This window comes from Pseudonocardia endophytica, from assembly GCF_004339565.1.
GTDB classification, from domain to species: Bacteria; Actinomycetota; Actinomycetes; order Mycobacteriales; family Pseudonocardiaceae; genus Pseudonocardia; species Pseudonocardia endophytica.
The window spans coordinates 1,017,692-1,036,671 of record NZ_SMFZ01000002.1 but is presented as its reverse complement, the minus strand read 5'-3'; the positions used below and the strand labels follow the sequence as shown (position 1 = coordinate 1,036,671).

At 73.4% G+C, this 18,980-nt stretch carries 19 protein-coding genes; 9 read left to right on the top strand and 10 right to left on the bottom strand.

Annotated features, from left to right (window positions below):
• Positions 1-193: 193 nt before the first annotated feature.
• From EV378_RS23745 to EV378_RS23715, 7 genes are all read right to left on the bottom strand, one after another.
• Positions 194-1,843 (bottom strand): AMP-binding protein, encoded by a 1,650-nt coding sequence (locus tag EV378_RS23745; RefSeq protein WP_132429649.1) that lies wholly within the window; start codon positions 1,841-1,843, stop codon positions 194-196.
• 547 nt (positions 1,844-2,390) lie between these two features.
• A complete protein-coding gene (gene mnmA / locus EV378_RS23740) occupies positions 2,391-3,473 on the bottom strand; it encodes a tRNA 2-thiouridine(34) synthase MnmA (protein ID WP_132429648.1) in 1,083 nt (360 codons plus the stop codon).
• Positions 3,473-4,678, bottom strand: coding sequence for a cysteine desulfurase family protein (locus EV378_RS23735; protein WP_132429647.1), 1,206 nt, complete (start codon positions 4,676-4,678; stop codon positions 3,473-3,475). The genes mnmA and EV378_RS23735 overlap by 1 nt, the downstream gene beginning before the upstream one ends.
• A 50-nt stretch (positions 4,679-4,728) precedes the next feature.
• A complete protein-coding gene (locus tag EV378_RS23730; RefSeq protein WP_132429646.1) occupies positions 4,729-5,550 on the bottom strand; it encodes a lysophospholipid acyltransferase family protein in 822 nt (273 codons plus the stop codon).
• Positions 5,551-5,669: 119 nt separating this feature from the next.
• On the bottom strand, positions 5,670-6,419 hold the full coding sequence (locus tag EV378_RS23725; protein WP_132432651.1) for a GNAT family N-acetyltransferase: 750 nt from the start codon (positions 6,417-6,419) through the stop codon (positions 5,670-5,672).
• A gap of 255 nt (positions 6,420-6,674) precedes the next feature.
• Positions 6,675-7,622 (bottom strand): electron transfer flavoprotein subunit alpha/FixB family protein, encoded by a 948-nt coding sequence (locus EV378_RS23720; protein WP_132429645.1) that lies wholly within the window; start codon positions 7,620-7,622, stop codon positions 6,675-6,677.
• A gap of 36 nt (positions 7,623-7,658) precedes the next feature.
• Positions 7,659-8,450, bottom strand: coding sequence for an electron transfer flavoprotein subunit beta/FixA family protein (locus EV378_RS23715; RefSeq protein WP_132422232.1), 792 nt, complete (start codon positions 8,448-8,450; stop codon positions 7,659-7,661).
• 422 nt (positions 8,451-8,872) lie between these two features.
• On the opposite strand from EV378_RS23715, the gene EV378_RS23710 reads away from it, so the two are divergent.
• Positions 8,873-9,163, top strand: coding sequence for a hypothetical protein (locus tag EV378_RS23710; protein WP_132429644.1), 291 nt, complete (start codon positions 8,873-8,875; stop codon positions 9,161-9,163).
• A gap of 19 nt (positions 9,164-9,182) precedes the next feature.
• Here EV378_RS23710 and EV378_RS23705 read toward each other — a convergent pair whose 3' ends face one another.
• Positions 9,183-10,526: an FAD-dependent oxidoreductase gene (locus EV378_RS23705; RefSeq protein ID WP_165922446.1), complete on the bottom strand. Its 1,344-nt coding sequence runs from the start codon at positions 10,524-10,526 to the stop codon at positions 9,183-9,185.
• Positions 10,527-10,739: 213 nt separating this feature from the next.
• On the opposite strand from EV378_RS23705, the gene EV378_RS23700 reads away from it, so the two are divergent.
• The 3 genes from EV378_RS23700 to EV378_RS23690 all read left to right on the top strand — a co-directional run bounded on the left by EV378_RS23700 (position 10,740) and on the right by EV378_RS23690 (position 14,549).
• Positions 10,740-11,489, top strand: coding sequence for a class I SAM-dependent methyltransferase (locus EV378_RS23700; protein WP_207908841.1), 750 nt, complete (start codon positions 10,740-10,742; stop codon positions 11,487-11,489).
• Entirely contained in the window at positions 11,486-13,003 is a 1,518-nt protein-coding gene (locus tag EV378_RS23695) for a 1,4-alpha-glucan branching protein domain-containing protein (protein ID WP_132429643.1), read from the top strand. Before EV378_RS23700 ends, EV378_RS23695 begins: the two co-directional genes overlap by 4 nt.
• 286 nt (positions 13,004-13,289) lie before the next feature.
• Positions 13,290-14,549: a glycosyltransferase family 4 protein gene (locus EV378_RS23690; protein WP_132429642.1), complete on the top strand. Its 1,260-nt coding sequence runs from the start codon at positions 13,290-13,292 to the stop codon at positions 14,547-14,549.
• A 1-nt stretch (position 14,550) separates the two neighbouring features.
• Here EV378_RS23690 and EV378_RS23685 read toward each other — a convergent pair whose 3' ends face one another.
• A complete protein-coding gene (locus EV378_RS23685) occupies positions 14,551-15,264 on the bottom strand; it encodes an acyltransferase (protein ID WP_132429641.1) in 714 nt (237 codons plus the stop codon).
• 56 nt (positions 15,265-15,320) lie between these two features.
• On the opposite strand from EV378_RS23685, the gene EV378_RS23680 reads away from it, so the two are divergent.
• From EV378_RS23680 to EV378_RS23660, 5 genes are all read left to right on the top strand, one after another.
• On the top strand, positions 15,321-15,539 hold the full coding sequence (locus EV378_RS23680; RefSeq protein WP_132429640.1) for a hypothetical protein: 219 nt from the start codon (positions 15,321-15,323) through the stop codon (positions 15,537-15,539).
• 96 nt (positions 15,540-15,635) lie between these two features.
• Positions 15,636-16,580, top strand: a complete 945-nt coding sequence (locus EV378_RS23675) for a nucleoside hydrolase (RefSeq protein ID WP_132429639.1) — start codon at positions 15,636-15,638, stop codon at positions 16,578-16,580.
• Positions 16,581-16,911: 331 nt separating this feature from the next.
• Complete coding sequence (locus EV378_RS23670; RefSeq protein WP_132429638.1) at positions 16,912-17,352, top strand: hypothetical protein; 441 nt, start codon at positions 16,912-16,914, stop codon at positions 17,350-17,352.
• A complete protein-coding gene (locus EV378_RS23665; protein WP_132429637.1) occupies positions 17,345-17,950 on the top strand; it encodes a YeeE/YedE family protein in 606 nt (201 codons plus the stop codon). Before EV378_RS23670 ends, EV378_RS23665 begins: the two co-directional genes overlap by 8 nt.
• Positions 17,950-18,366, top strand: coding sequence for a YeeE/YedE thiosulfate transporter family protein (locus EV378_RS23660; protein ID WP_132429636.1), 417 nt, complete (start codon positions 17,950-17,952; stop codon positions 18,364-18,366). Before EV378_RS23665 ends, EV378_RS23660 begins: the two co-directional genes overlap by 1 nt.
• A gap of 9 nt (positions 18,367-18,375) precedes the next feature.
• Here EV378_RS23660 and EV378_RS23655 read toward each other — a convergent pair whose 3' ends face one another.
• A complete protein-coding gene (locus EV378_RS23655; protein WP_132429635.1) occupies positions 18,376-18,978 on the bottom strand; it encodes a response regulator transcription factor in 603 nt (200 codons plus the stop codon).
• Between the last annotated feature and the right edge of the window lie 2 nt (positions 18,979-18,980).

Genomic DNA, 18,980 nt, shown 5'->3' with positions numbered 1-18,980 from the left:
ACGGTCCTCGTGCCGCGACGCGCGTCGACCGCCCATCCGTCGTGATCGACGTTCCAGGAGCGGGACGTTCGCGGGGCGAACGCTCGGCTCCACACGCGCCGATCACATCGGAGCTTGCCGCGCGCTATCGTGGTCTCTCGTGAATCCCCGCGCACGCGGGAACCGAACTCGCACGCGGGAACGGGGCCGTCGCTCAGAGCGCGGTGGCCCACTCCCGCAGTGTCGCCGCGCGGATCTTCGTGCCGTTCGTGCCGGACGTCGTCGGCATCTCCTCGATCACCCGCACGGCGTGTGGGACCTTGAAGTGCGCCAACGCCTCGTGGCACCAGACCCGTAGCGCCTCCGGGTCCGGCGCGGTGCCCGGCTCGCCGACGACGAACGCGACCGCGCGCGTCGCACCGTCCGGTCCGGGGACGCCGACCACCTTCGCCGTGTGCACCGACGGATGCGCGGCCAGCCGCACCTCGATCTCTGCCGGGTCGACGAGGAACCCGCGCAGGCGCAGGGCGTCCCCGGCCCGGCAGGTGTAGGTGAACACGCCAGGCTCGGTGACGACGCCGAGGTCGCCGCTGGCGAACCAGCCGTCCGCGTCCCCGGTCGGGCGATCGGGCTCGCCGAGGTACGCGTCGACGACGGTCGGTCCGCGGAACTCGAGCTCGCCCTCGGCTCCGGGGCCGAGGGCGGCGCGGGTGTCCTGGTCGACGGCGCGGACCTCGGTCGTGGCGCCGACCAGCCGCCCGCCTCCGGTCCACCGGTGCGGCTCCGGATCGTCGTCCGGCCACATCGAGAGCAGCGCGAACGCCTCCGAGCTGCCGTACACGCCGGTCGTACGCACGCCGTGCGCGTCGCGGGCCCATTCGGCGATCTCGCGGGACCGGCCCTGGAAGTCGGCGATGCCGAGCCAGCGCCAGTCGGGCAGCTCACGCGAGGCCGCCTGGCTCATCCGCAACATCATGTCGTCGCCCGCACCGACGTGCGTGACGCCGTGGTGCGCCATCGCGTCGAGGACGGTGTCGGCGTCGAAGACGGGCTCGAGCAGCACGGTCGCGCCCGCGGCAAGACCGGCCATCGCCGCGTTGTACCCGAACACGCCGGACAACGGCAGGGCACCGAGCACGGTGTCGCCGGGGCGCAGGCCCATCGCCGCGGCGTCGGCGACCGCGTGCCCGACGACGGCGCCCGCCGAGTGGGCGGCGAGCTTCGGCATGCCGGTGGATCCGGACGTCGTGAACGCGACGACGAGTGCGTCGGGCTCCTCGGGCCCGGGAGCGAACGGGGCCGACGGGGCGGACGGAGCCGACGGGGCGGACGGAGACCACGGAGCCGACGGAGACCACGCGCCCCCGCCGACGTCGAACTCCGACGGATCGGTGACCGGCTGTCGGCTGGGGCCCGGCACGACGGCGACCGGCGGCGTCTGCCCGGCGGAGGTCGCGGCGGAACGGAGTCGATCGAGCAGGTCGAGATCGTGGAACGCTGCGGGCAGCACGACGAGCGACGGCCGCGCCCGCTGGAGCACGTGCGTCGCCTCCGCCACGCCGTAGCGGGTGTTCACGCCGATCACGTTCGCCCCGCGCGCGGCGACCGCCCACTGCCAGACGAGCGCGTCGGACCAGCTCGGCAGCCAGACCGCGACCGTGTCACCGGGCGCGACGGCGGACAGCTCACCGGTCAGTGCCGCGACCCGCGCCGCGAACTCGGCCCGCGTGACCGGCAGTGCCGCACCGTCCGGTCCGCGGTCGATCAGCGCGACGGCCTCCGCATCGGCCGCGACGAGACGGACGAGCAGCTCACCGAACGTCCGTGGTGGGTCGGACTGCGTCGGCGGGTGCGGCGAGACCACGTCTACCCCCTGTCGTCGATCTCCGATCCACCCTGCCCGACAACCGGTTCGCGACACACCCCCTTCCGCAGGGCCGGAGCGCGCCGCCCGCCGTGATCGGCGCTCTGGCCCTGATCGACGCCACCAGCGGCACCGATCAACACCCGACCGCCGATCACCGCACGGGTGCGACGGCGGATGAAGGCATGCTGTGGAGCAGCGCCGGCAGCCTGCCCCTACCTCCGCGGAACAGCCGAGTCCCGCCCCCAGGCCGGTGATCGACGATCCGGCGCTGATCGGCGCCACCAGCGGCCCGGATCGACACCCGACCGCCGATCACCGCACGGGTGCGACGGCGGATGAAGGCATGCTGTGGAGCAGCGCCGGCAGCCTGCCCCTACCTCCACGGAACAGCCGAGTCCCGCCCCCAGGCCGGTGATCGACGATCCGGCCCCGATCGGCGCCACCAGCGGCACCGATCCTCACCCGACGGCCGATCACCGCACGGGCTCACCGACATCGAGCGCGCTCGACGTCGCACGCCGTCGGCCGGTCGGCGCTGCAGGGCTCAGTGCGCGGTGGTGATCGTCGCCGAGCCCAGGACGACGTCGCCCGCGTCGTCCGGTCGGTAGAACGCGACCGCCTGCCCGGGAGCCACCCCGCGCAACGCGGAACCGAGGTCCACCCGCACGCCACCCTCGACCGGTACGACCTCGGCGGGCGCCGTCCCGCCGTGTGCGCGGACCTGCGCCACACACCCGAACGGCCCGTCCGGCGCGGCACCGGACGTCCACACCGGACTCCGGGCGTCGATCGTGGACACGTCGAGCGCCGTCTCCGACCCGACGCGCACGGTCCCGCTGACCGGCTCGATGCCCAGCACGTACCGGGGCCGGCCGTCGGCGGCTGGCCGGTCGATGCCCAGCCCCTTGCGCTGCCCGACGGTGAACCCGTGCACGCCGGCGTGCGTCCCGAGGACCTCACCGGTCTCGTGGTCCACCAGCGAGCCGGGCCGGGAGCCGAGACGGTCGGCCAGGAACCCGCGGGTGTCGCCGGTCGGGATGAAGCAGATGTCGTGGCTGTCCGGCTTGCCCGCGACGCGCAGTCCGAGCGCGGACGCCTCCTCCCGGATCTGCGACTTCGGCGTGTCCCCGATCGGGAACAGCGCGTTCCGCAGCTGGTCGGCGCGCAGCACGGCCAGCACGTAGGACTGGTCCTTGTCCGGATCGGCCGAGCGTCGCAGCTCCGGGACCGACGGGTCGAGACGCGCGTAGTGACCGGTGCACACGGCGTCGAACCCGAGAGCACGCGCCCGTTCCAGCACCGCCTCGAACTTGATCTTCTCGTTGCACCGCAGGCACGGGTTCGGCGTCTCGCCGCCCGCGTAGGCGTCCACGAAGTCGTCGACGACGTCGCGGGCGAACTGCTCGGACAGGTCCCACACGTAGTACGGGATGCCCAGGACGTCGGCGGTGCGGGCGGCGTCCGCGGCGTCCTCACGGGAGCAGCAGCCGCGCGAGCCGGACCGCAGCGCGTCCCGCGTCCGGGCCAGCGCCAGATGGACTCCGACGACGTCGTGCCCGGCCGCCACGGCCCGCGCGGCGGCCACCGAGGAGTCGACACCACCGCTCATCGCGGCGAGGACACGCATCAGGACGTCATGGCCGGAGCACGCCCTCCGGCCCGCCGGGCGCGGTCGACGACCGAGCCGATCGCCTCGGTGACCACGCGGACGTCGGAGAGCGAGCTGGTGTGCCCGAGCGAGAACCGCAGCGACCCCCGCGCGGTCGCCTCGTCGGCACCCATCGCCAGCAGCACGTGGCTCGGCTGCGCGACGCCTGCGGTGCAGGCCGATCCGGTGGAGCAGTCGATGCCGTTCGCGTCGAGCAGCATGAGCAGGCTGTCGCCCTCGCAGCCGGGGAACGAGAGGTGCGCGTTTCCCGGCAGCCGCCCTGGCCCGCCGTCCACGGTGGACGTGAGCGCGTCGCCGTTGAGCTTCGCGTCCGGGACGACGGCGGTGATCTCGCGGACCAGCTCGTCGCGCAGCCCGGTGACCTGCGGACGACGGCGCGGCGCGTCGGAGACCGACAGCTCGACGGCCGTGGCGAGCCCGACCAGCGACGGGACGTCCAGCGTCCCGGAACGCACGTCGCGCTCCTGGCCGCCGCCGTGCAGCAGCGGAGTGCACTCGACGTCGCGGCCGAGCAGCAGCGCGCCCGCGCCGTAGGGCCCGCCGAGCTTGTGCCCGGTCAGCGTCAGCGCGTCCACACCGGACGCCCCGAAGTCGACGTCCAGGATGCCGACGGCCTGCACGGCGTCGGTGTGGAACGGGATGTTGTGCTCGTGGCAGATCGCGGCGAGCTCGCGGACCGGATTGACGGTGCCGACCTCGTTGTTCGCCCACATCACGGACACGAGCGCGACCTGCTCCGGCGCCTCGGCCAGCGCCTCGCGCAGTGTCTCCGGCCGCACCCGGCCCGCGGAGTCGACCTCGAGCAGGCGCAGGTCGGCGCGCTCGTGCTCGGCGAGCCACTCCGCAGCCTCGATCACGGCGTGATGCTCCACCGAGGACACGAGCACCCGGGTGCGTCGCGGGTCGGCGGCGCGCCTGGCCCAGAACAGGCCCTTGACGGCCAGGTTGTCGCTCTCGGTGCCGCCGGTCGTGAACACGACCTCGGACGGGCGCGCCCCGACGGCGCCCGCGATCCGCTCGCGGCCCTCCTCGACCTCCCTGCGCGCCCGGCGACCCGCCGAGTGCAGCGAGGACGCGTTGCCGGTCCGCAGCAGCGCATCGCTCATGGCGGCGGCTGCGGCGGGCAGCATCGGGGTCGTCGCCGCGTGGTCGAGATATGTCATCGGCTCCAGGGTAATCGCCCGGTCGTGCGTCCGCGTACGAGCGTGCGTGCTCACGCAGCGGCGCGTACCGCCGTCGACGCACGTCGGGCGAGATCCCGCCGGTCACCGGTGGGGTCGATCACGTCCCCGACGACGACCGCGCACACCACGCCGGGCATGCGCAGCACCCGGGTCAGCGAGTCCCCGAGCGTCTGGTCGCCGACGAACGACGCCGCGGTCGTCGGACGCCCGTCCGGTGTGCGCAGCGCGAACGAGACCGGACGGACCGGCACGCCCGCGTCGATCGCGGCCTGGAACGGCGCCCTGCGGAACTCGCCGGACGCCGCGCCGCACCACGTCGTCGCCTCCGGGAAGACGCCGATCAGCGCGCCGCCACGCAGGGCGTCCGCCGTCTCGTCGACGACCCGGGGCAGGCTGCGCAACCCCTCGCGGTCCAGGAACACGGTGCCGACGCGCGCGGCCAGCGGCCCGATCACCGGCCAGTCCGCGACCTCGCGCTTCGCGAGCATCGTCACCGGCGTCACGGCGCCGAGCGCCAGGACGTCGATCCACGACAGATGGTTCGCGACGACGAGTGCGCCGGACCCGTCGTCGGGTCGCAGTCCGGTCGCTCCGGACACCTCGAGCCGCACCCCGGCCGCGTGCAGTGTCGTGGCGAAGATCCGGCGCACGAGACGTTCCCGGCCCGCCGCGCCGACCAGCGGCAGCACGGGCGCCACCAGCAGCGCGACCACCACTGCTCCGACCAGTGCGACGAGCCGCCGCGCCATCCGCAGGTGCCCGCCGCGCGGCACGCTCGGCAGGCAGGTGGACGGGTCGCACGGCGACCACGGCGCGAACGGGCCCTTCGGCCGGTCCGCGGCGCGCAGCACACCCGGGTGGGTCGGGTGCGCCGCCGCGGTGGGCGCGGGGGGCGCGACCGACGCCCGATACGCGACCGGCGCCGGCGGAGGCGTCCGAGGGGCCGCCGCGGGGCGCTCGACGATCTCGGTCACTCGTCGCCGCCGAGGAAGAATCGCAGGTAGCGCTCGTCGGCGTGGTCGAGTCCGAGCAGCACGAAGAAGTCGGCGACGCCGAAGTCCGGGTCGTGCGCCGGCTCCCCGCACACCCAGGCGCCGAGCCGCAGGTAGCCACGCAGCAGCGGCGGGAGCCCGACCGAGCGGTGTCGCGGCGCGGACTCGACGTCCCATCGGTTCCGCGGCACGACCCGGTACCGCTCGTCGGCGTAGTGCTTCCCGCCGACCGTGTCCCAGACACCCGCGGCCTGCGCGCCGCCGTCGGCGAGCGGGACGCTGGCGCACCCGGCGAGCCAGCGGTTCCCGGTGAGCAGCATGTAGCGGGCGATCCCGGCCCACACCAGGCCGACGACCGACCCGGCGCGGTGGTCGGGGTGCACGCAGGAGCGGCCCGCCTCCACGATCGAGTCGCGCAGCGGGTCGAGGCGGCCGAGGTCGAACTCGGTCTCCGAGTACAGGCCGCCCGCCTCGCGCGCCCGGTGCGGCGGCAGCATCCGGTACGTGCCGACGATCTCGCCGGTGGCGTCCTCGCGGACCACGAGGTGGTCGCAGAACGCGTCGAACCGGTCCACGTCGAGTCCCGGGACCGGGGTGTCCAGCCGGGCTCCGATCTCGCCGGCGAACACGCGGTACCGCAGCGCCTGCGCGGCGGCGACGTCGTCGGCGTCGGTGGTGAGCAGCAGGGAGTACCGCGTCGCGGCGGCCTCCGGCGTTCGGACGAGCACACGGGGGTCGACAGCCGGCGGGGCGGGGAGAACACCGTAATGCGTCACGCCGATATGGGAACCGGGCGACGTGAACCCTCACACGGATCCGTCACGCATCGGAATGGCGCGCCGGTGAACGGCACAGAACATGATCCTCGCAGGTGAACGGGCCGCGACCGGAGGGTGGCGCCCGCCCCGGAAACGAACGAACGGCACCGTCGAGCACTGTGACTGCCCGAAGGTGCCGTTCGTTCGGAAAAGCGAGCCGACCGGTCAGCTCTTGCGCTTGGCCACTTCCTCCTGCAGCTGCGGCGCGACCTTGAACAGGTCGCCCACGATGCCGTAGTCGGCGATCTCGAAGATCGGGGCCTCGTCGTCCTTGTTCACCGCGATGATCGTCTTCGACGTCTGCATCCCGGCCCGGTGCTGGATCGCACCGGAGATCCCCAACGCGATGTAGAGCTGCGGGGAGACGGTCTTGCCGGTCTGCCCGACCTGGAACTGCGGCGGGTAGTAGCCGGAGTCCACCGCCGCCCGCGACGCACCGACGGCGGCGCCGAGCGCGTCGGCCAGCCCCTCCACCACGGAGAAGTCGTCGGCGGAGCCGACACCACGCCCACCGGAGACGACGACGGTCGCCTCGGTCAGCTCCGGACGGTCGCCACCGGTGATCGGCTCCCGGCTGGTGACCGTCGCCTGCGGCGAGTTCGCGGCCGGGACCTCGACGCTCTCCTGCGCCCCGGCGCCGGCGTTCTCCTCGATGTCGATCGAGCCCGGGCGCACGGTGATCACCGGGTGCTCGGTGTTGCTCTTGGCCTCGGCGGTGTAGGCGCCACCGAACACCGAGTGCGACACACCATCGGCGCTGACGCCGACGACGTCGCCGAGCAGCCCGGAGTTCGTGCGCACCGCCAGCCGGCCGGCGACCTCCTTGCCGTCCGCGGACGCCGAGATCAGCACCGCCGCCGGCGACGCGGACCCGATCAGCGACTCGAGCACCGTCACCTCGGGGGTGAGGTGGTCGGTGGAGTCGTGCTCGGCGACGTAGATCTTCTCCGCGCCGTGCGCCGACAGGCCGTCGGCCAGCTTGCCGGCGGTGCCGGCGGCACCGACGACGACCGCGGACGGCTCACCCAGCGCCCGGGCGGCGGTGAGCAGCTCGTAGGTGGTCTTCTTGATCTCGCCCTCGACGTGGTCGACGAGGACCAGCACCTCAGCCATGAGTTCTGTCTCCTTCGTGGTCGTGTCGGGGGTGGTTCAGATGAGCTTCTGGCCGACCAGGTACTCGGCGATCTTCGAACCGCCGTCGCCCTCGTCGGTGACCTTCTCGCCCGCCTGCTTCGGCGGCTTCGGCGCCGCGGACGTCACCGTGGTGAGCGCGTTCGCCAGGCCGACCTCGGAGGCGTCGATCCCCGCGCCGGACAGGTCGAGGGTCTCGACCGGCTTCTTCTTCGCGGCCATGATCCCCTTGAAGCTGGGGTAGCGCGGCTCGTTGGCCTTCTCCCCGATCGACACCACCGCCGGAAGCTGGGCGCTCAGGTGCGTGACACCGTCGTCGGTCTCCCGCTTCACCGTGGCGGTCGTCCCGTCGACGGACAGCTCGACGGCGTGGGTGAGCGACGGGACGCCCAGCAGGTCGGCGATCATCGCCGGGACGGCGCCGATCTGACCGTCCGAGGCCTGCTCACCGGCCACGACCAGGTTCCACCCGTCGACGGTGCCGATCACCTTCGTCAGCGCCTTCGCGGTCTGCACCGCGCACGACCCGTGCAACGCCTCGTCGGACAGATGCACCGCGGAGTCCGCGCCCATCGACAGCGCCTTGCGGATCGCGTCCGTGGCCCGGTCCGGTCCCATCGAGACGACCACCACCTCAGAACCACCGGCGCCGTCTGCTTCCTTCAGCTGCAGCGCAGCCTCCACCGCACGCTCGTTGATCTCATCGATCACGGCCTCGGTGCCCTCACGGTCCAAGGTCTGATCCGAGTCGGAGAGCTTGCGTTCGGAGTAGGTGTCGGGCACCTGCTTGATCAGAGCGACGATCTTCATCGGACCTCTTCGACCTCCTGCCACGACGCACCTGCTGGCGCAGGCGCCTGGTTCACGGGCCGGCGCGCCGACCCACCGTCCGGGCTTGCTCCCGGGGTTGTTGGCGCCGAGTGGCCCGGAGGACCGCGTCGGCGCCGGACGTCCTCGCCACCACGTCCGGGCCACTCAGGTCCGTTCGCGGCGGCGCGTCCGCATCTCCGGCGACGACTCTGCCAGTCGACGGCCGGGAACGGGACGCCGGGCCGTGTACGAGCGATTGTTACCGACGAGTAGCTTGCCCGCAACGTCGCAGGTCGTGACCCGAATCACCGCTGTGTCATGAGCCCGGAGCCACGTCGGTCACACCCGCCCGATCCGGGGGTGCCGCCTTCGCTAACGTTCGGTCTCGGCGATGCCGGACGTCGACGAGGGGAGCGCCGCGCGTGGAGGTCACCGGGTTCGACGACCGGCTGGGTTCTGGCTACGTCCTGAGCACCGGGACGCACGCCGACGAGGCGGTGGCCGGCAGCCGGGTCGTGAGCCACGCCGGGATCAGCGTGCGCGCCACCGACGGGCTCGCGCTGATGCTCGAGGACGCGCTGGCGAACCGGCCGGTCACGCCGCTGTCCTGGTCGGGCCCCGAGGTACCGCTGACACTCGACGACACGACGGTGCTGGCGTGGCTGACCCACGTCGTCGGCGGTGTGGTCAGCGTGGCCGGCGGACCCGCCTGACCTCCCCGCGACCGGTGGGTCAACCGGCCCGGCTGACCCGCACCATCTCGTCGCGCGGGATGACCTTCGTCCGTTCGCGGCCGCGCGCCTCGCCCAGCCCGCGCTCGTGCTTGTCGAGGGCGAGCCAGCCGTCCCACGTCGTGAACTCGGTCCCGCGCCGATCGAGCAGCGCGGGCAGGGCGTCCGGGTCACGACGGGGCGCGCGCCGCAGGCTCGGAACGTCGGCGAGCAGGTTGCCGACGGTCTCCGACGCACACCCCTTCGTGTGGCCGATCAGCCCCACCGGGCCGCGCTTGATCCACCCCACCGTGTAGAGGCCGGGCAGCTCCTGGCCGTCGATGTCGTGCACCCGGCCGGCGCGGTGCGGGATCACCCCGTACTCGTGGTCGAACGGCAGCTCGGCCAGGTGCGAACCGGTGTAGCCGACGGCGCGGTACAGCGCCCCGACCGGGTACTCACTGTAGGCACCGGTCCCCCGCACGGACCCGTCGCCGACATACTCCGTCCGCTCCACCCGCAACCCCTCGACACGGTCGGCGCCGAGCACCCGGTCCGGGCGGGCGAAGAAGTGCAGGTGGACACGGCGCGGGTCACGGCGGCGGTCCCGCAGCGCCCACTCCTGAAGGATCTTCACCACCATCTGGACGTGCTTGCTGGAACGGATCCCGTCCATCGAGCCGTCGTCGTACTCGATGTCCTCCGGCGCGACGACGACCTCGAGCCCCGGCACGTGGTCGAGCTCGCGCAGCTCCATCGGACTGAACTTGGCCTGCGCCGGACCCCGGCGGGCGAACACGTGCACGTCGGTGACCGGGTTGTCGGCCAGCCCGACGTCGACCGAGTCGGGGATCTCCGTGCTGCGCATGTCCTCCACGGACTTCGCCAGGACGCGGGCCACGTCCAGCGCGACGTTGCCGGCGCCGACGACGGCGACCGACGTCGCGTCGAGCACCCACTCGCGGTCGACGTCCGGGTGCCCGTCGTACCAGCGCACGAACTCGGCGGCCCCGTGGCTGCCGGGCAGCTCGATCCCCGGGATGTCCAGGTCACGGTCCCGCTCGCAGCCGGTCGCCATGATCACGGCGTCGTAGTGCTCGCGCAGGTCGGCGAGGGAGAGGTCGGTGCCGTAGTGCACGTTGCCGAACAGCCGCACGGACGGGTGGTCGAGGATCCGGTGCAGGGCGTGCACGATCTGTTTGATCCGCGGGTGGTCGGGGGCGACGCCGTAGCGCACCAGCCCGAACGGGGCGGGCAGTTTCTCGATCAGGTCGACAGATACGTCCACATCGGACTTGACGAGTGTGTCGGCGGCGTAGATCCCGGCCGGACCGGCTCCCACCACCGCGACGCGCAGTGCAGTCATCGTTCTCCTCGGGTCGGACGCCCAGCGTAACTAAAGTTAGCCTTACCTAAATGTGATCACCGCGACAGCCTCTCGGCGGCCCCGACGGGGACGGGCAGCTGCGCAGTCACCCCGGGACGGGGGCGCGGTCGGCGGGGAGCGTCTGCCCGGTCGGTGCGTGCCTACCGGCGGGTAGGGTTCGCGTCCGTCGTCCCCAGAGACCCGAGGAGCACGGTGGACCTGACCGAGTCGCTGCCGCTGACCGGCGAGCGGACGGTGCCCGGGATCGCGCACGAGAACTACTGGTTCCGACGGCACGAGGTCGTCTACGCCGCGATCGCTCCGGACTGCTCGGGCGGCGTCGTGCTGGAGGCGGGGTGCGGCGAGGGCTACGGAGCGGACCTGCTGGCCGGGACCGCGCGTCGGGTGCTCGCCCTGGACTACGACGTGCCGACGGTCGCCCACGTCGCCTCCCGCTACCCGCGCGTGGCGGTCTCGCAGGCGAACCTGGTCGCACTCCCGGTCGCCGACGGGTCGATCGATGCGCTGGTGTCCCTGCAGGTCATCGAGCACCTGTGGGAGCAGGAGCGGTTCCTGGCCGAGTGCCGTCGCGTGCTGCGTCCCGGCGGGCGCCTGCTCGTCTCCACCCCGAACCGGCTCACGTTCTCCCCCGGCCGGGACACGCCGTTGAACCCGTTCCACACCCGTGAGCTGTCCCCGGCCGAGCTGCACGAGATGGTCGTGGCCGCAGGCTTCGACGACGTCACGGTGCAGGGCCTGTTTCACGGCCCCCGGCTGCGGGAGCTCGACGCGGCGCACGGAGGATCGATCGTGGAAGCCCAGACGGCCGTCGTGCTGTCCGGGTCGCAGTGGCCGCCGGAGCTGCTCGCCGACGTCGCCGCCGTGCGCGCGAGCGACTTCGTGCTGCTCTCCACCGGCCTGGGCGAGAGCCTCGACCTGCTCGTCACGGCCCGTCGCCCGTGAGCAGGGTCGGCACCTTCTGCCTGGTCCTGCACTCGCACCTGCCGCTGCTGGCGCACCACGGGCGCTGGCCGGTGGGCGAGGAGTGGCTCTACCAGTCGTGGGCGCACGCCTACCTGCCGCTGACGGCGATGCTGCGGCGGCTGGCCTCCGACGGCCATCGGGACCTCCTGACCCTCGGTGTCACCCCGGTGCTCGCCGCCCAGCTCGACGACCCGCACTGCCTGCGCGGCGTCCACGACTGGCTCGGTGGCTGGACGCTGCGCGCGCACTCGGCCGCCACCCGCCTGCCCGATCTCGCCGCGCACGAGCACCGGACCGCCGCGGCCGCCACCGACGAGTTCGAGCGGCACTGGCGCCACGGCGCGTCCCCCGTGCTCCGCGGATTGCGCGACTGCGGAGCGGTCGAACTGCTCGGCGGCCCGGCGGCACACCCGTTCGCGCCGCTGCTCGATCCCCGCGTCCGACGGTTCTCGCTGCTCACCGGCCTGGCCGACCATCGCGTGCGGCTGGGCTCCGCACCGTCCGGGATCTGGGCGCCGGAGTGCGGCTTCGCGCCGGGCATGGAGCGGGAGTACGACGACGCGGGCGTACGCCACTTCCTCGTCGACGGCCCGGCCCTGGGCGGGCGGACCGGGCTGATGCGGCCGGTCGGGGACTCGTCCGTCGTCTGCGCGGGCCGCGACCTGGACGTCACGTACCGGGTGTGGTCGCCGCGGAAGGGCTACCCCGGCTCTGCCGAGTACCGCGACTTCCACACCTGGGACCACGCGTCCGGCCTCAAGCCGGCGCGGGTGACGGGCCGGCGTGTGCCGCCGGAGCGGAAGCGGCCGTACTCCCCCGTTCTCGCCGCAGGCGCCGTGCGGCGGGACGCCCTCGACTTCGTCGACACGGTGGTCGCGCGTCTGGAATCCGTCCGCTTGTCGCTGGGCCGGCCGGGCCTGACCGTCGCCGCGTTCGACACGGAGCTGTTCGGGCACTGGTGGCACGAGGGACCGGCATGGTTGGAGGCCGTGCTGCGCCTGCTGCCGACGCGCGGGGTCGCCGTGCGGACACTGCAGGGCGCCGTCGACGACGGGCTGGTCGGCGACCCCGTGACGCTGCCGGAGTGCTCGTGGGGCTCGGGCAAGGACTGGCGGGTCTGGGCCGGTCCGCAGGTCTCCGACCTGGTCACCACGAACGCCGACGTGCAGCGCTCGTTGCTCGCCGCGCTGGACGCGGTCCCGGTGGGAGATGCGTCGGGAACCCCGGTGCGCGATCCGCTGCGCGACCTCATGGCCGACCAGGCCCTGCACGCCCTGTCCAGCGACTGGGCGTTCATGGTCACGAAGGACTCGGCCGCCGACTACGCCCGCGGACGCGCGTCCCTGCACGCGAACCGGGTGCACGAACTGTCCGGTCTCCTCCGCTCCGGACGCGACCGGGCCGCCCGACGCCGGACGGAGGCATGGACCGACGCGCGGCAACCCCTGTTCGGCCACGTGGACGCCCGGGACCTGGTCCGCCCGACGCTCTGACCCGCCGAGATCGCACTGGTGGCGGTTCCGGGCCGCCCCGAGCAGCCATGAGTGCGATCTCGCCCGGACGGGATGCGCTGCACAACCGACCGGACCCGTTGAGGCGGGCGCCGGAGTCGTCCCGCAGCCAGCCGCCGCACCCCTTCTCGGCGTGTCGCACCCGCTGCAACCGGTGCGCCACGCCGGGACGGGGTGCGACACGGAGCCGAGGGGTGCGACGGCGGCCGGGGCTGCCGCGAGGCTACCCGGCGGTAACCCCGTCGGGAACGTTTGTCAGGATCTGTGGATGCGGGTGCTGATGGTCAGCTGGGAGTTCCCGCCGGTCGTCGTCGGCGGGCTCGGGCGGCACGTGCACGCGTTGTCCCGTGAGCTCGCGGCGGCCGGGCACGACGTCGTCGTCCTCTCGCGACAGCCGACCGGGACCGACGCGGGGACGCACGCGACCGTCGTCGACACCGTGTCCGGGGTCCGGGTCGTGCGGGTGGCCGAGGATCCGCCGCACCTGGAGTTCGAGCGCGACATGGTCGCGTGGACGCTGGCCATGGGGCACGCGCTCGTCCGGCACGCGTTCGTGGACCTGCTGCCCGGATGGCGGCCGGACGTGGTGCACGCGCACGACTGGCTCGTCGCGCACCCGGCGATCGCGATCGCGGACGCGCTCGACGTGCCGCTCGTCGCGACGATGCACGCCACCGAGGCGGGCAGGCACTCCGGCTGGCTGCCGGGGCCGATGAACCGGCAGGTGCACTCCACCGAGTGGTGGCTCGCCAACCGGGCCGACGAGGTGATCACCTGCTCGACCGCGATGCGGCACGAGGCGGCGACGCTGTTCGACCTCGCGCCCGAGCGGATCCACGTGGTGCACAACGGTATCGACGCGAAGCGCTGGCGGGTTCCGCGCGCCGCGGCCGACGCGGAGCGGACCCGGCGGAACGCCGCACCCGGACCGCGGCTCGTCTACTTCGGACGGCTCGAGTTCGAGAAGGGCGTGCAGGACCTGGTCGCCGCGCTGCCGCGGATCCGTCGCAGGCACCCGGGGACCCGGTTGTTGCTCGCCGGGAGCGGGACGCAGCGCGAGTTCCTGGCCGAACGCGTCGCCGCGCATCGTGTGCGGCGCAGCGTGGACTTCCTCGGCCACCTCCCGGACGCGCAGCTGGCCGCGCTGCTGCGGACCGCGGACGCCGTCGTCCTGCCGAGCCGCTACGAGCCGTTCGGGATCGTCGCGCTGGAGGCCGCCGCCGTCGGGGCCACGCTCGTCGCGTCCGACGCCGGCGGGCTGGGCGAGGTGGTGCAGGACGGCGTCACCGGCATCTCGTTCACCGCGGGCGACGTGCCGGGGATCGCGGACGCCGTGTCCCGCGCGCTGTCCGACCCGGCCGCCGCGCGGCGGCGCTCCCGGGCAGCGCGGGCACGTCTGCGCGAGGACTTCGACTGGACCCGGATCGCCGCCGGCACCGCGGACGTCTACGCCGCGGCGCAGACGCACGGGCCGCGCGTCCTGGAGCGTCCCAAGATCCCGACGGGGAACGTGCTCGGCCGGTCGTAGGTCAGGCCCGGTCGAGGCGGGCCCTGAGGGCGCGATCGGCCTTGCGGGCCATGTCCTGCACGGCCTCGCGTTCGGCGGCGGCGGACTCGTAGTCGGCCAGGCGGTCGCGCACCACGCGCGCCGGTGAGCCGACGGCGATCGCGTACGCCGGAAGGTCTCCCCTGGCGACGGCGTGCGCGCCCAGCACGGTTCCGCGCCCGATCCGGGTGCCGCGCAGCACCGACGTCTTCACCCCGAGCCAGCACTCCGGACCGATCCGCACCGGCGACTTGACGATGCCCTGGTCCTTGATCGGGCGGTGCACGTCGGAGGTGACGTGGTCGAAGTCGGTGACGTACACCCAGTCCGCGACGAGCGTGGCGCCGCCGATCTCGACGTCGAGGTAGCAGTTCACGGTGTTGTTCCGGCCGAACACGACCTTGTCGCCGATCCGCATCGACCCCTCGTGGCAGCGCAGCGCGGTGCCGTCGCCGATGTGCACCCACCGGCCGATCTCCAGGCGCCCGAACCCCGGCCGCGCCTCGATCCGCACCCCGCGCCCGAGGAACACCATCCCGCGCACGACGACGTGCGGGTACCGGACGCGCAACATCAGCAGCCGCCAGTAGCGCAGCAGGTACCAGGGAGTCCATGCGCGGTGGCGCACCACCCAGCGCAGCGACGACAGCCCGAACAGGCGGGCCTGGTCGGGATCGCGTCGCGAGCCGGCGCTCATGGCGGCGACCCTAATCCGGCCCGTGTGGGCGGCGCCCCTGGCGGGTACCAGCACGGATGAGCCAGCCGGACAACGCACCCCGCACGACGACCACGAGCATCGACGACGGGTCCGACGACGACGTCACCGGCACCGACGCGGGCACCGTCCGCGAGGACGTCGACCACGAGGGGAACCTGCGTCAGGGCGGAGCGCAGAGCGACGCGGGCCTGACCGCGGCGGCCGCGCGCGAACTGGACCGGGAGACCGAGGACGAACCCACACGCAGCGAGTAGCCGGCAGTGCCGCATCGCGAGACGTTCGGCACGGACTCGGGGGCCCTGGTGCTCGCAGGCGGCGGTACGCGACACGGCACTAGCTAGAGTCGCGGCGTGCCGATCCCGCTGATCATCGACACGGACCCCGGCGTCGACGACGCGGTCGCACTCGTACTGGCGCTGCGCAGCCCGGAGGTCGACGTCCGCGCCGTCGTCGCGGCGTTCGGCAACGTCGGGCTCGACCGGACGCTGGACAACGCACGGCGGCTGGTCGCGCTCGCCGGGCGCCCGGATGTTCCGGTCGCGGCGGGCGCCGCCCGTCCGGTGGTGCACGACCGTCCGGTCCGCGCCGCCGAGGTGCACGGCGACGACGGGCTCGGCGGGCTCGCGCACACGCTCCCGGACCGGGTGCCGCTGGATCCGCGTCCGGGCATCGACGTGATGACCGACGTGCTGCGCGCCGCGACCGAGCCGGTCACGATCGCGTCGATCGGGCCGCTGACCGACACCGCGCTGCTGCTCGCGACGCATCCCGAGCTCGTCGACCGGATCGGCCGGATCGTCGTGATGGGCGGCGCGATCGGCGCGGGCAACGTCACCGGCGCCGCCGAGTTCAACGTGTACGCCGACCCGGAGGCCGCGCACCGGGTGCTCGCCCAGGCCGAGGTGCCGGTGACGCTCGTGCCGCTGGACCTGACGCTGCGCTGCGCGGTCGGCGAGGAACGACTGGCCCGCCTCGCCGCGGGTGACGCCGTCTGCCACCGGCTCGACGCGCTGATCGAGCCGTACCGCGGCTGGTACCGGCGGACGCACGGTATGGACGGGGTGCCGCTGCACGACGCCGTCGCGCTCCTGGAGGCGATCGTCCCCGGCACGCTGCGGCCGACGTCGTTGTCGCTGCAGGTCGCCTGTGACCTCGGCCCGGCCCGCGGCGCCACCGTCCCGGACCACGGCCGGACGGGTGCGCCGGTGTCGCCGCCGGTCGACGTCGCGCTGGACGCCGACGTCCCGGCCCTGCTCGACGCCGTGCTCACCCGCCTGGGAGCTCCGACGGGCTGAGCGGCCGTCCCGACGAGCCGAACGGCTCTCCGTGTCCGACAGGACACACACGGTGCGCACATAGGGCCGACCGCAGCAACGAGCATCGTCCGAACGGCGTTCACGGCTGCTGCGCACGTCGGAACGTCCGGCAGCTGGGCGCCGGGAACCGACCATCGGACTCCGGATGCGCAACCACCGACTCCGCGCAAATTAAACTCGTCGTACCGACACGGACGGTCCTTCATTCGACGAACCGCAACCGGAACGCCGGATACTCCGCACTCTCCGCGCGACGATCGGAACTCCCATGGCATGCCCCCACGCTTCCGGCTGTCCACTCTTCCCTCTGATGAACGAGAGCCTGAGGGAATGGCGTCGCTATTACTGCGACAGTTCCGAGGGATCGCAGAAGTGCGCGCGGTACGCCCTGTCGATGCAGGGGGAGGTCGTTCCGCTGGGACTCCTCCCGAACGGACGCCACGCCCAGCACATCCAGCTGTACGCCGCGGACACGGTCGCCGCTCCCGCCGTGTCCGCGGCCTCCGTCGACGCGGCCGGTGGTGCGGCGGCCGTCCGGGTGCTCCCCGAGACCGTGGACGACCCGGGCGCCTTCCAGCCGATGGGCCCGACCGGCGAGCCGCGCGTCGTCGTCGAGCGGCCCGTCGCATCGCCGTTCGTCCCGCGGCCGCGGCAGCCGAGCGAGACGTCCCGCCCCGTGCGGGAACCCCGACGACCGGCGCGCCGCTGGTGGACGCGCCTCACGGACTGGATGAGGGGCCCCTATGAGTAGCTACTGGCCGTGGTGGGCGGGCGCGATCGCCCTCGCCCTGGTCACGATCAACCACACGCTGACCACCGACCGCTCGCTCGGGGTGTCGAACGCGTGGGACCGCGTCGTGCACTGGCGTCGCGAGCGGGCGGTCGAGCGGGTCGACGCCGGGCTGGACCAGCGGGCGCTCGTCGAAGCGCTGGCTGCCGGTCCGGCAGCAACGGGTCCGGCCCCGACGGCCGCGACGATCCCGACGCCGTCGTCGCAGGTCAGCGAGGACGAACCCGCGCTCCGGCGACCCATGCCGCTCGCCTCCCAGATCGCGTTGCTGGTGTCCGTCACGCTGGGCGGGACGCTCGCGGCCGCCACCAGCGGTCGCCTGCAGCTCCACCTGGACATGGGGCAGGTCTTCAGCACGGTGGTGACCGGGAACCCGTGGGGCATGGTCGCCGTGCTGTTCGTGGGCGGCGTGCTCGTGGGCTTCGGGACCCGGCTCGCCGGCGGGTGCAGCTCCGGCCACGGCCTGTCCGGCTGCGGGCGCCTCTACCCGACGAGCATCCTCGCGACCGCCGTGTTCTTCGGAACCGCGGTCGGAGTCTCGACCCTGCTGGCGCTCTGATGCGCACCCGCGGTGCGGCCCTGTTCGCCAACGTCGTCGCCGGCCTCGCGCTCGGTTTCGTCGTCGCGAACATCGGCTTCGGTGACTACGGCCAGCTCCACACCATGTTCACGCTCCGCGATCCGCGGATGCTGCTCGCGTTCGCCGGCGCCGTCGCGATCATCGTGGTGGTGTTCGCCGTCATCGGTGTGCGACGGGTGCCGCCCCGGCTCCATGCGGGAGTCGTGCCGGGAGCCGTGTTGTTCGGTATCGGATGGGCGATCTCCGGAGGATGCCCGGCCATTCCGTTGGTGCAACTGGGCAGCGGTTATCTGCCCGCTCTCGCGACGATCGCGGGAATCGTCGTCGGCGTGCGGTTGTGCCGGAGGGTCTCGCCGCGGATCCTGCCGTCCGGAACCGGTTCCTGCGGGGACTGAGAAACCGTTTCAGGCCAGGCCGTGCTCGATCGCGTACCGGACGAGTGCGCCGCGCCCCGGCACGTCGAACTTGCGGAGCAGTCGCTGCACGTGGTTCTCCACGGTGCGTGGCGACAGCACCAGGCGACCGGCGATCTGTCGGGCGGTCAGGCCCTCGACGACCAGCAGCAGCACGTCGGACTCGCGCGGGCTCAGCGGCGGCGCCGCCGTCGTCGCCGGGTCCGCGACGGCGTCCAGCACCAGCTCGGCCAGCCCCGGGCTGAACGCGGGACGGCCCTCCACCACGGCGTCGACGAGCTCGGCGATCGTGTGCGGGTCGGCCCCCGCGGCATATCCGGCGGCACCGGCGCGGACGGCGTCGAGCACCGTGGCATGCGCGATCCCGGCGGACGAGGCGAGGACGGGCACGTCCGGGATCTGGTCGGCGAGTGCGGAGATCGCGACGATCCCGGCGTCCCTGCCGGCGTCCAGGTCGACGATGCCGAGCCGTGGCCGGAGCCGGGCGACGGCCGCGGGAAGCTCGGCTGCCGTCACGGTGGCCAGGACCGTCACGGAGGCGGGGACCGGCGGCAGGCCCACGACCACGGCACCGATGGACTCGTCGTGCTCCACCG